Source organism: Leptospira ellinghausenii, from assembly GCF_003114815.1.
GTDB classification, from domain to species: Bacteria; Spirochaetota; Leptospiria; order Leptospirales; family Leptospiraceae; genus Leptospira_A; species Leptospira_A ellinghausenii.
In genome coordinates, this window is the sequence record NZ_BFAZ01000006.1 from 224,209 (window position 1) to 237,256 (window position 13,048).

The window sequence follows — 13,048 nt, forward strand, 5'->3', positions numbered from 1 at the left end:
ACAGAATCCAGACAACAAATCTCTGTATTGTGGACCTGGAACTGAATGATGCCCAAAGACAAGTGGTTTTGGCCGAGAAAGGCCCGGTTTTAGTGGTTGCTGGGGCGGGGACAGGAAAAACCAATACCCTCGTCCATAAATTGGCCCATTTGGTAAAAAATGGTACAAATCCTGAATCCATCCTCTTACTCACTTTCACAAGGCGAGCTGCAAAAGAAATGTTAGGAAGAGCCTCCAGCATTTTAGACAACCGAATGATGTCTGTTCGGGGGGGAACCTTTCATTCCTTCTGCCATCATTTTTTACGTAAGTTTGCCAGTGTTATCTCAATAGATCCGAATTTTACAATATTAGATGAGGAAGACACAATCGGATTTGTTGGTATGGCGAGAGAACAAGTTGTCACAACAGGAACAAAAGTTCGGTTTCCCAAAAAAGAAACTCTCGCAGAAATTTTTTCTTCTTGTTTCAATTTACAAATTTCCCTGGAAAAATTTTTGCAAAAAGAATATCCAATGTTCCTTGGTATCACAAAAGAAATCCAAGAAATCAAGACAAAGTTTACCGAGCTCAAAACCAAACACAACTCACTTGATTTTGATGATTTGTTAGAATACACTCGCAGAATCCTTGTATCAGATGAAAGAATTCGGCAAAAAATGGCCACAACTTATGAATATATATTGGTAGATGAATACCAAGATACCAATAAAATACAAGCACATATCGCCTGTTTACTGGCAAGTATCCACCAAAACATTTTAGTTGTAGGTGATGATGCACAGTGCATTTACGGATTTCGTGGAGCAAGTGTTCATAACATGTTGGACTTCCCCAAAATATTTCCAAATACTCAAATCATCCAACTCACAAAAAACTACAGAAGTGTACAGCCTGTTCTAAACCTTGCGAATGCAGTATTAGAAAAAAGTTCAGAAAATTATAAAAAGAATTTAATTGCAGCCACACATAAACAATCATTACCACCTTTTTTAGTGACAGTAGAATCTTTTGAAGAAGAAGCAAAATGGATAGCAGAAAAACTGTTAGAACTTTACGAAGAAGGACTCCCCTTCTCTCAGATGGCAGTATTATTTCGTTCTGGTTATTCCTCTCATTTATTAGAAATCCAGTTAAATGCTAAAAAAATCCCCTATCGTAAGTTTGGTGGAAAACGCTTTTTGGATTTGGCTCATGTAAAAGACGTAATTGCCTATTTAAAAGTAATTGAGAATCCAAGAGACATTCTTTCGTGGAATCGAATGTTATTATTAGAAGAACAAATTGGTAAAAAATATTCCCAAATCCTTTATAAACGATTGGAATCCAACCAATTCCTATGGAAAAATGATTCTAATTTTTTCCTCGGAATACCAGAAAGTACAAAACATTCTTTTTCAAAACTCATGGAGTGTTTAGACTCACTTTCTCCTTTCCAACAATCCACAAATCAAATTTTGGAATCCATTTTAACTCATTACATACCAGTGTTAGAAGCTAATTATGATGATTCGGAAAAAAGAAAACAGGATTTGGATTCTCTTTTACTTTTATCAAAAAGCGAAACTAAGTTATCAGATTATCTTTCCAATTTAATCCTAAATCCTTTGGAAGGAAAAGAAATTGGAAACACAAATGAATTAAAAGATGAATATTTGTCTTTATCCACAATTCACTCTGCAAAAGGATTAGAATGGAAAGTGGTATTTACAATGCAGGTGGTTGAGGGCAATTTACCGAACCACCATATACGTACAACGGAAGAACTCGAAGAAGAGAGGCGTTTGTTTTATGTGGCAATTACGAGAGCAAAAGACATGCTTTTTCTTACAAATCCAGCCTTTAATGACAAAAATCGTTTTACTTCCGTTAGTCGATTTTTATCAGATTTGGACAAAGAGTCAAAATTGTATGAAACTTTTGAACCAAAAAACAATACAAATTCTGAAAATAATGCAAAAGACAAGGAAAACAATCCACCGAGTAATTCCTTTCAGAATATCCAAAATTACTTTTTGAATTGATTTTTCTTCTGCCATCTTGGATCATTTACGGCATTGGGGGATTTATGAAGAATCACTGGAAAACCATTTTTATGACTTCATTTTTATTATTATTTGTATCATGTGCATCCAATGATCCAAAAGAAACAACCGATTCCAAAAATCAGGATACAAAGTCAAACTCACGTAATGTGAATATGGAAGACCCCGAAAAAGGTGGTAAAAAATTTGGATGCATCGAAGGAAATTGTGTCAATGGAGTTGGTAAATATGTTTATGATAATGGAGATATTTATACTGGTTCCTTCAAAAACGATTTAAGAGATGGCGCAGGAAACTTTCTATATGCTGATGGTGAAAAATTCAATGGAACTTATGTGGAAGATAAAAAACAAGGCCCAGGCGAGTACAATTTCAAAAACGGTGATAAATATGTTGGTGAATTCCAAAATGGCCAAATCAATGGAAAAGGAACTTATAGTTTCAAAGATGGGAAATCTGTTTCTGGTGATTTTTCTTCCGATGGCCAAGAAGGTATCGGAGTTTTAATCGATGATGGTAAATCTAGAAATTGTAAAATTACAGGAAGGAAGTTACTCTGTGAGTAACTCCTTCACATAACACAATTTGGTTTTTTTCCAGATTGTAGTGCTGACTCAAACAGTGCCATAGCCTTTGGCATTGCTTGGTTTAATTGTTTCATCCTAGTTTCATCGGAGGGATGAGTTGATAAAAGTTCATTTGGTTTCCCTCCACCCAGTGCACTCATATTTTTCCATAGGTTTACACTTTCTCTTGGATCAAATCCTGCTTTTGCCATAATTTCTAAACCAATTAAATCCGCTTCTGATTCATGTTGTCTCGAAAATGGTAATAACACGCCAAATTTTGCACCCATTCCGAGTGCACCAGCCACTGTCGGTTTCCCAAGAGTTTCGAGGAGTTTTACCGAACCGGAAGCCAATTGATTTTGGGAAACCCTTTCATTTCCATGCCTTGCGATGACATGTCCTATTTCGTGCCCAATCACTGCTGCTAGTTGGTCTTTATTCTTTGCAACAGAAAACATTCCGGTAAAAACACCGATTTTTCCACCTGGTAAGGCAAATGCATTGGGAGTATTGTCTTTAAATACAATCACTTCCCAAGAATCTACACCGGTTGTATCGGTAGTAACACCTAACTCTAAATCAACGATACATTTTACATATGAATTGGTATTATTTCTTGTGTCAATTGGTGTTTTTGATTTTAATTCATCAAAAGCTAAAGTTCCCATTTCATTCATTTCGCCATCACTGACCAAAACAATCTGTTTTCTACCTGTTGGTGAAGTGTTACAGTGAAATACAAATAGAACGAAAATTAATATTCGTAAACGTTTCATTACTTTTCCTTTTTATAAAATGAATCTAAGAATGGAATGATTTCAGGGAATGGGATCGGTTTGGATAACCAATACCCCTGGATTTCGTCACATTTATATGACTTCAAGAGCTCTAATTGTTCTAACTCTTCAACACCTTCTGCTACAACCGAATATCCCAAATCATGAGCCATGTTGATGATGGAGATCAGTAAAAAACTTTCTTTGGAGCCAACGTGGACATTATTTAAAAACGATTTATCAATTTTTAAAATAGATAAAGGGAGTTTTTCTAAATAAGATAAAGATGAAAAACCAGTTCCGAAATCATCTAGAGCCACTTTCACACCAATATCAATTAGATTTGATAAAATGGGTACAGTTTCCGATAAATTCTTCATAGCCAAACTTTCAGTGATTTCCACTTGAAGCGAAGAGTATGGAATCTTTCGTTGTTTGTGTAAGTTAACAATCCAATGAAAAATATTCTGATCAAAAAAAACTTGCGGGCTCAAGTTCACTGCAATTGAAATTGGATGTCCTTTTTTGGTCTGTACTTCTTCAATCACATTAGCAGTTTGTTCTAAAACAAATCGTGTAATGGGTACTATCAAACCAGAATCTTCTGCAAGTGGGATAAATTCTGCAGGGGATACCATCCCCCTTTGGGGATGACGCCACCTAACGAGTGCCTCCCAATGCCCAATTTTGTTGGTATTTAGGTCTAAAATGGGTTGGTAAAAAACAGAAATTTCATTTTGAGTGAGCGCTTTTTTTAAATCATTTTGGATCTCAAGTTGGAAGTGAATCTTTTCCTGCATTGCTTGGTTAAATACAGCCACGGTACCCACTTTTTGTGATTTAGCATGGAACATTGCAATCTCAGCATTTCGCAGCAATACATCAGCTTCTTTTCCACCAAGTCCAAAGGCTGAAATACCGCAGGAAGCGGTTAAATAAATTTCATAGCCACCAATTGGAATTGGATCACCAATGTATTCAAGTAAACGATATGCATAATCAAAAGCTTCCTCAATCGAAAGTAAATGGTTGAGTAAAATAGAAAAATTATCGGCTCCTAATCTAGTGATAACGGCTTCTTTATCCGAAAATTGTTTTAGTCTCTGAGAAAATATGATTAAAATTTTATCACCAGCTTCATTTCCGAGTGAATGGTTGATGCGTTTGAAATTATCTATATTGATACAAAATAAGATTGGATATCCGTCTTTTTTGATATTATAGGTGAAAATTTTTTGTTCAATCCTGGCGAGATACAAAGCTCGATTGGGTAATCCAGTAAGATTATCGTAAAAAGCATCATGAGTCAGTTGTTCTTCTGCTAATTTTCGATCCGTAATGTCATGATGGATTGCAATGTATTGAAACACGGAACCATCCGTTCCGATGAAAGGTACAATCGTTGTATCAACCCAAAATCCGCTTCCATCTTTTTTAGTATTGAGTATCTCACCTCGCCAAACATGACCTTTATGGATGGATTCCCAAATTTTTTCCCATTCGTCTTTTGTTTTGTTTTGGCTCTTTAAGATTCTATGATTTTGACCTAGTAATTCTGTAACCAAGTATCCAGAACATTTCGAAAATGCTTCATTCACATAAGTGATGATTCCGTTTGCATCAGTGATCGAAACTATGTTAGCTTGGTCTAATGCGAATTTCTGTAATTGAATTTCTTTTAAAGATTGGAATAAAAAACTTTCAGTGGTGTTTTTTTCCTTTCGATAGACCAATTCCCTTCTTTCTCTTTCTAAAACTTCTGCTAATCTAAGTAAGGTTTTACGATCAATAATATCGTTGACCCCTGACTTCATATATTGTAAATTTTTTTGAAAGTCTTCTGTGTCTGATAAAAGGATAACAGGAATATCGATTTTTTTTTCGTTTAAGAATTTTAGATAAAGCGAAATTTCTAAATAAAAGGGTTTTCGTGTACTACAGATGATCGCATCCCAATCTTCTTCCAAGACAGTTGTTTCAAAAGAACCAAAGGATTCGACAACTTTGTAAAGTGGACTCAGTCCATTGGATTTCATTTCACGAACAATATCAAAAACGCTATTGGAATCGTTTTCTAGAATTAAAACACTGATTGGACTTCCCATTATGGTTGTGGTGAGGCGGATCTCCCTCGTTCAGCATAGAGAAAATTCTAAAAATCTCAACCTAAAAATGATTCGAAATTTCAATGATTTCTCGTCAAATTGACGTGTGCATCCAAAGGTTTTTGAAACGAGTTATATCCGAAAAGAGTATTTAGAACACGAGTTACGAAAGTTACTGCTAGATATGAATGATTTGGAATACAAAGATTTAAATGACTATGACAAAGGTGGTTATGATGGATTCAACCAAGCGATCACTTTGGTCTTAAAAAAATTGCAAAACTAGGGTTTTTTCTAGTAGATTGGTAACGAAGCTCCCTGTTGGGAACCAAATCTACAAAAATTCTTTACAAAATTTGTGTAAAAACAGATAGTATACGTGCCAGTAGGAAGTTCAATGAATTTCACAACAAAACAAGTTAAAAATCATACAGTTGTTACTCTAGAGGGTTCCCTCGACATTTATTCTGCACCCGCACTCAAAAAAGAGCTCCATAAGATCATTGATGATGGAGCAGAATCGGTAGCAATTGATATGATTAATATCAAATTATTAGATTCCTCTGGGATTGCTCTGCTTGCCAATTTACAAAAGAAACTCAAATCAGAAGAAGGGCAATTTTTCCTTCTCAATGTGAGCCAAGATGTAATGGTGATTTTAAAATTATCCAGTTTGGACAAATTTTTTACAATTTTAGGTGGAGAAGCGGAACTTCCGTAATCCGCCTTTCCATATTCTAGAGCCGAAAGTACTTAACATCGGCTCGAGTCACGGGATTTTCCGAATCCTTCGACAATACCCAATCTCCACTTTGGTTTTGTATCCATTTTGACGACTCACCTGCAACGCCAGTGTTCGTTCCAATTTTAATTTTCCCTTTTTTGGGTTGGCTTGATTGGACCGACACAATCAAATCATAAGGCAAATTCAAACCAAAACTTCCTAATTTCAGACTTGCTAAGTTTCCTTCAATGAGGACTTCATCACAGACAACTTCCCTGCCATCTCTTAACTTCACTTTCAATTTGAGAGGGACATTAGCCTCTTTACTTTGTGAAACATTCTTTGGAGGAGCTTCTGCCTTTTTTTCCGTTGTAGGACTTGTTTCTGGAACCAGTGGTATTTTTTCCTCTGAAACAACTAAGGCTAAATTTTTTGTTTCTTGTTTAGAATCCTCTAACGAAAGTTTGATTTCGTCTTTAATTTGGTTGAGTTCAGTTGTTTCCTCTTTTGACAAATTGGATGAACTTTCTGTTTTTAGGATTTTTTCAATGATGACAGGTTTAAGGACTAAACTTTTTCCTTCTTCAATATTTTCTGCGGCTTTACTATCACCCAATTTGGTTGCTTCTTCTTTCGAAAAGGCAACTAATGATTTGTTCTCTTGGTAAAAATTTCCGATCAGGAGTAACCTTCGATTGGCACGAATTGCCACTTCTTTATTTTCTTTTTGTTTTACCAATTGGATGTATTCTTTTACTGCATTGGAAGTTTTACCCAGTTCTTCCATCGAACGCGCTTTGATATATGATTGGTCATTGGTGAGTGTAGGTAAACTTTCTAAAGTTTTGAGTGTTTCTTCATAATCGCCACTTTGGAAAAGTGAATATGCCAATTCTTCCGGAGATTTCTTTTTGGATTTCAGTTCTTCCTTTTTCTTTTGTCCGTCTTCAAGGAAACTGATGAGAAGAGATGCGTTTTCTGCGTAATGAGATCCTGGAAACAAATCGATAGCTTTGTTAAGTTTTACATACGCTTTGTCACGGTCACCCATCATTACCAAACAATAACCGTGGTGTAATAAAGTGAAAGCCATCTCATCAGATAAAGTAGCAGTGATGGATTCTTCAAGTTCTTGGTATTTTTTGGAAGCAATTGGATATTTCCTCGTTCTCTCCATATAAAAGGCAAATTGAAGTCGAATGATTGTTTTTTGTTGTTCTTCTAGTTCGAGAGGGGATTTTAAATTGAGAAATCGAACGGAATTGATGACATACAGACCGAATTTATCTTTCCAACTCATCTTAAGATCTAATCCTTCCGTTTCTGAGTTCATGATCCCAGATTCAAGGATATTCACTTTGACTTCCGTCATATAATCATCTTTTGATAAAAACATTTGTTTTAAACGTTCACGCAAAGTTTGCGATGAAAGTTCATAATTCATCAATTGGTCTCTTAAGATTCCAAATCTTAATTCTTGTAATTTAACACTTACAATGGCTTCTGAAGCCATTGCAAAGAATAAGAATAAAAATCCAAATAAAGAGAAAAAGAAAAACTTTTTCATTCTGGTACATCAAGGACTAACATGGTAACATCATCCTTATATTCTTCATGTTTTTCATCAAGAAGTGCCATTGCCTTCTCTACGATTTCAGCATTGGATAAATGAATGTTCTCTAAAACAACTTCAGTAAAACGATCTAAACCAAACAAACCACCTTCTTTGATCGGTGTTTCCACGACCCCATCTGTATAAAGTATGATTTTATCTCCTGGTTCTACAGGAAAGGATTCTAGGGAATACTGAATGTCATCTCCCATTCCAAGTGGTGGACCAGAACTATCGATAAACCGAACTTCTTTTGTGGATGGTCGTATGATAAATGGTGCATTATGACCTGCATTTACAAATTTAACAACACCCGGCTCATCAAAAACCACAAAAACACCCGTTGCAAAAAAGGAAGCCTGTAATCGATTTGCAATCACTTCACCTAAGGAATTAATTGCATGGATTGGTGCTGGATTTTCTTTCATGATGGATTGAATAGACATTGCCATAACAACCGTTACTAATGCCGCCGATACTCCATGTCCTGATGCATCCGCCAAAAAAAATCCATAAAAGTTTTTTTCAGGAATTTGAAAGTACTGATACAAATCACCTGAAACTTCTCTCATAGGTCGGTATAATTTTCCGATATTGAATTTTTTGAATTTTTTAACTGATGGTAAAAAGAGTTCCTGAACCTCTTTTCCAATTTGGAGTTCTTGGTTAATTTCTTGGTTTAAGCGAGTAATCGTTGTTACCTTATTTTGAATCTCTTCTGCCATTTGGTTAAATGACTTACCTAAACTATCGAGTTCGTCATCACTTTTGAATTTCCAATTGACCCTTGATTCTAAATTTCCAGTTGCCATATCCTTAGATGCAATTTCCAAATCACCAACACGTTTGAAGATCGCTCGATACACAAGGATTGCAAAAATGATATGAAACAAAACTCCCCAAAGGACAGCATAACCTACTTGGATGTAGAGTTGTTTTAGTCTGTCTTGGATGCTTGAGATATTAAAATGAGTGTATAAAAATACTTCCCTTCCATCCGAGAGCCGAATTGGTAAAAGAAAATCCACAGTAAAATCGGATTCATTTAAATCCAAACTGTATCTTGCTTTGAATAAATTCCCCTCTTTATCAGCGGATACTTCCTTCGTTTTTTTGAGAACAGAATCAGGGATGGTTAGATCTGTCGTATTTGACTCTGGTTCTGTTTGTAGGATTTTTCCTTCGGCATCAAAGATCGAAAATTTGTTAATTTCGTAAAGTTTGAGAGTTTTTCGGAAAACTTCAAAACTTTCATCCCTCTCACTCGACAGTCCAATGGTCTGGATGTCGGTGAGGATGGTATTGGCTAAATTCTCCGATTGGAATTGGAAGTTTTTTAAGAGTAAATCTGATTGGTTTTCGAAGATCATCACCGTAAAAAAGATGATATTAAGGAAGGCTAAGAGAGAATAAAAGAGTCCAATCTTAAAGCGTAAGGAATTCGTCGTTTTGATTTTGCTTTTGTTCACGGCAATTACTAGTATTGTCGATAATTAAGTGATAGAAATCTATCACAAAATTGAGAATTTCCATTGGTTTTAATGTTCCACATAGCAAAGATTCGTAAGATTGGACCTACCCTTGTTTTCCTTGGATTAGTCTTTTTGGGTATGGATCTGTTTGCAGACAAAATCCGCTTAAAATCGGGGGAAGTACTGAATGGAAAAGTCCAGAATGTAACCCCCACTCATGTGGAATGGGTGGACCAAGGCAAACGATATAAATTCCCCAATGAAGATGTGTTAGGCATTGATGTTGGTTATGATGGCCTCCCCGCCTGTGCTGATTACAAAACATTTGGGGTGGAAGACTGTGATTTGATCCTCACAAGACTCACAAAATCAAGCGCTAGTTTTTCCAAAAAAAGTAGTCCCTTAGAATTGGAAACAATCCCCATTCGAAAAATCTCAACACTAAAAATCCAAAGAGAATCTGGTCTCCCAGTCGATCGTTATATCCAATTTGGAGCCAAGGGGAAATGGGTATTTAGCAACAAAGAAATCTTCGGTACTTACAAATCCATTGACCGAGGAAAGATGAACATTGAAACAGAAGAAAAAAAAATAGAATCAGCTGACGCACTCGATTTTGAATCCTTCGAATACCAAAACAAATCGGTCATTGCAAAAGTGATTAAAGAAGAAACTCCAAAGGTGATTCCTGGATATTCATCCATTTCTGAGAAAAAATATGGCAAAGCAGCTATTTTGTTTGGAACCGCTTTCCTTTCAGGTATAGGAATGGCGTATGAGTACAATATGTCTGTTAAAGCAATCAACCAAGACCTTGAATACATCCCAACGGGAGACGGACGTGTATTCTTATTTGCTAATACTATCGGTAATGATCGTTATGATTTTCACAGGCAAAGGTTTACCATTTATGGAGTTGTCTTTGCGTCCATTTTGACATATAGTTTTATCGATAGTTTTTATTTAGGACAAAGAGAATCAAATAAAGAAAGTTCACAAGCCGTGTATTTAAAACCAATGTTAGACTACAAGCCACAATCAATTTACAACCAATTGAATGTGTATACACAAAAACCAAATGAGTTTTTACAATATGGTTTTAGTTTTGAATCTAAATTTTGAGACCAAATTCTATTATACTTGTACTTTCCTAAGAAATAGGTTTTTTAAATTTTGTTTCATACGAAAGTAGTTCCATTTTAATAAAAATGCAAATGGAATGGAATCAAGTTGGCACATCACTCCACAATTCCCTTCTTCATTCTCACGACTCCAAAGTACTTTTCCTTTTAATCCGGAAAAACAATTGAGCCCTAACCATAAATCAAAACTAGCTTTTGTATCCTTTTCATAGTTTTGTGAGGTTGGTAAATAAAACAAATTGGCTTTGATGTGAAAAATAGCTGAGTTTTCCTCTTTATTCTCAACACGCATATCAACAGAACTAAATAATGGTACAGCAAGCATTCGATCTCTAAAAAAATAGGGATTTAAAATTCCAGCAAAGAAAAACATCAAAGCAAGAACGATTGGGTACATCACAAAGAGAGCAAAATAATCTTGTAGAGCCAAGTCTGGAAATTTTCTTCCAATCCATTCAGGTGCATCGTATAACAAATAAATAGAAAGAATTCCTGGTACTAAAAAGAAAATGGTCAGTATGGTATGGCGGAGATTTGGGTATTGGAATAAACGAATGCCTGAAGTGGAAATATGTTTTTGGACATTTTGTATCCATCCCTCATGGCGATTGTGCCTGCTCAAAATTTCATACTCTTCCATACTCATATCCATTAATTTTAAAATATGGCCTGGAACGAGGATCCTTGATTTTGCAATCGTAACCTCCAATAAAAAAAACAAGGCCAGTATACAAATGGGTAAAATGAGAAGGAGGTCAATTTCTTGGAAAAGAGAAAGATTATACAACCCATGGAAAAAAACACAAACCAACAATCCAGTGAACAAATTCCCCCATTTAAAAATTGGATTTTTATGAAAGAGAAACATCATTGTAAAGGCACCAACGAGTCCACCATTCATCATATGAATGGGAAGTGCCGTGATGGATCTTAATACTTGCGACCAAAGTCCAGTGTTGATAAAATAGAGTATGTTTTCAACTAACCCAAACCCTCCTCCCAAAACCAACCCATAAAAAATTCCATCAGTCACAGTGAACTCATCTTGGTTTTTACTAAAGAAGAGATAAATGCCAAGTAACTTCGCAAACTCTTCAACAAAGGAAGAGAGAAAAAAAGAATTCCAAATGGGTCCGCCACTCGGTACCAATTGTAAAAACAGTGCTTGTAACCCAATGGCAATCCCCGCGCTAAATAAGGAAAAAGCGAGAGCTGTGTATTGGAGAAATCCTTCAGTAAAACGATAAAAATGGAAACGATAGAACGAATAATAAAACGCAAGAGTACAAAGATTAATGAGAAAAATGACCAGACTAGGTATGGAGATTTGAATGGACATTTATTCTAATTAACGACACTTACAAAGGGGAAAATGAATCAAATCTAGCGGATTCTTTTCTTCAAACCAAATGTTTGACCGCTTTTCTGAGGCCATCTATCGTGAGTGGAAACATTGGTACAACATCTTCGATGGCCTCAATGGTAGGTGCTCCCCAAAAACGTTTAGGTTCTGGGTTTAGCCAAACAGAATCAGGGAAATAACCAACCAGTTCCTTCAAACATTCGAGACCACTCTTCGCTTTTTTTTCCTTTTCTTCCTTCGATTGGGAATGATACGCATACACATTATAAGGTGTTCCCATAAGTTCATAAGGAGCCATATAAGCATCCCCTACAAAAATTAGTTTTGTATTTTTCCTATACTTTTCTTCAAAATGTTTTAAGGAAATCCGTGATTGGAATTCGTGATTTGCATATAGGAATTCGTGAAAGATATTATGGAAAAAATAATTATGGACTTCTTTGAAATGATACAACCCTCGGCTGGCACTGAATAATTTACTTACCCTGTCAGAATGTGGGGTCATACTCCCACCAATGTCCATAATGAGTACAAGCCTAAGGGAATTTTTTCGTTCTCGTTCTTCTACAAGTTCAATTTCTCCACCATTTTCACAAGTTTTATCTATGGTTTTGTCAACATGGAGTTCTCGTTTTCCTTCCTTTTTCAAAAACCGAAGTTCCTTTAGGGCTAATTGGATGGAACGAGTGTCTAAAATTTCATCTTCCCTATATGCTTTGTACTTTCGTTCATTCCAAAGGCTAACACCAGAGCGATTCCCTTCTCCCTCCGTATTGCCACCAATCGATAGACCATTGGGATTAAAACCAGAATTTCCAAAAGGACTTGTGCCAGAAGTTCCAACCCACTTACTTCCGCCATCATGCCGTTCTTTTTGTTCGGCGAGTCGTTTTTTTAATTCTTCAATGACCTCTTCCATACTGAGGTTAGGTGCATTTTGTTTTTGTTCTTCCGAGAGATCTTTTGGTATATTTTCTTCTAACCATTCCATAAGGAGATCACGAAACTGAATCCTTTGTTCCTTCCAACTTCCAAATGTTTTTCCAAAAGCTAAATCATAGGAATCATAGTGTTTTAAATCTTTTGCAAAATTGAGCCTTCCCACTCGGTACAACTGCTCAAGGGATATATAACCTGTGGGGTCTGTGAGTTTACGAATGCTTTCTAAAAATGCGATGAGTTCTCCTGTGGAACAAGGAACTGTTTCTTTTCGCAGGTTATAGAAAAAATCGAGGAACAT

The 13,048-nt window shown here is 35.9% G+C and carries 11 protein-coding genes; 5 read left to right on the plus strand and 6 right to left on the minus strand.

The window, feature by feature from the left end; translation table 11 throughout:
* Positions 1-29: 29 nt before the first annotated feature.
* Together DI076_RS06405 and DI076_RS06410 are read left to right on the plus strand one after the other, a co-directional pair.
* Positions 30-2,024: an ATP-dependent helicase gene (locus DI076_RS06405; protein ID WP_108959125.1), complete on the plus strand. Its 1,995-nt coding sequence runs from the start codon at positions 30-32 to the stop codon at positions 2,022-2,024.
* A 44-nt stretch (positions 2,025-2,068) separates the two neighbouring features.
* On the plus strand, positions 2,069-2,611 hold the full coding sequence (locus tag DI076_RS06410; RefSeq protein WP_108959273.1) for an MORN repeat-containing protein: 543 nt from the start codon (positions 2,069-2,071) through the stop codon (positions 2,609-2,611).
* A 5-nt stretch (positions 2,612-2,616) separates the two neighbouring features.
* On the opposite strand, the gene DI076_RS06415 is transcribed toward DI076_RS06410, so the two are convergent.
* Positions 2,617-3,390, minus strand: a complete 774-nt coding sequence (locus DI076_RS06415) for a M48 family metallopeptidase (protein ID WP_108959126.1) — start codon at positions 3,388-3,390, stop codon at positions 2,617-2,619.
* Positions 3,390-5,495, minus strand: a complete 2,106-nt coding sequence (locus DI076_RS06420) for an EAL domain-containing protein (protein WP_108959127.1) — start codon at positions 5,493-5,495, stop codon at positions 3,390-3,392. Before DI076_RS06420 ends, DI076_RS06415 begins: the two co-directional genes overlap by 1 nt.
* A gap of 106 nt (positions 5,496-5,601) precedes the next feature.
* Here DI076_RS06420 and DI076_RS06425 point away from each other — a divergent pair, with 106 nt between their 5' ends.
* Positions 5,602-5,781, plus strand: a complete 180-nt coding sequence (locus tag DI076_RS06425) for a hypothetical protein (protein WP_108959128.1) — start codon at positions 5,602-5,604, stop codon at positions 5,779-5,781.
* 111 nt (positions 5,782-5,892) lie between these two features.
* The gene (locus DI076_RS06430) at positions 5,893-6,216 is read left to right on the plus strand and encodes an STAS domain-containing protein (RefSeq protein WP_100726824.1); all 324 of its coding nucleotides are present in this window, start codon (positions 5,893-5,895) and stop codon (positions 6,214-6,216) included.
* Between the two features lie 16 nt (positions 6,217-6,232).
* Here DI076_RS06430 and DI076_RS06435 read toward each other — a convergent pair whose 3' ends face one another.
* Both DI076_RS06435 and DI076_RS06440 read right to left on the minus strand, forming a co-directional pair.
* Complete coding sequence (locus DI076_RS06435) at positions 6,233-7,786, minus strand: tetratricopeptide repeat protein (protein WP_108959129.1); 1,554 nt, start codon at positions 7,784-7,786, stop codon at positions 6,233-6,235.
* Complete coding sequence (locus tag DI076_RS06440) at positions 7,783-9,300, minus strand: PP2C family protein-serine/threonine phosphatase (protein WP_108959130.1); 1,518 nt, start codon at positions 9,298-9,300, stop codon at positions 7,783-7,785. The genes DI076_RS06435 and DI076_RS06440 overlap by 4 nt, the downstream gene beginning before the upstream one ends.
* A gap of 72 nt (positions 9,301-9,372) precedes the next feature.
* On the opposite strand from DI076_RS06440, the gene DI076_RS06445 reads away from it, so the two are divergent.
* On the plus strand, positions 9,373-10,425 hold the full coding sequence (locus DI076_RS06445) for an LB_137 family protein (protein WP_439957274.1): 1,053 nt from the start codon (positions 9,373-9,375) through the stop codon (positions 10,423-10,425).
* A 12-nt stretch (positions 10,426-10,437) separates the two neighbouring features.
* Here the strand turns inward: DI076_RS06445 and DI076_RS06450 are convergent, their stop codons facing one another.
* Positions 10,438-11,784: a PrsW family glutamic-type intramembrane protease gene (locus tag DI076_RS06450; protein WP_108959132.1), complete on the minus strand. Its 1,347-nt coding sequence runs from the start codon at positions 11,782-11,784 to the stop codon at positions 10,438-10,440.
* Positions 11,785-11,845: 61 nt separating this feature from the next.
* Positions 11,846-13,048, minus strand: coding sequence for a vWA domain-containing protein (locus tag DI076_RS06455; protein ID WP_108959133.1), 1,203 nt, complete (start codon positions 13,046-13,048; stop codon positions 11,846-11,848).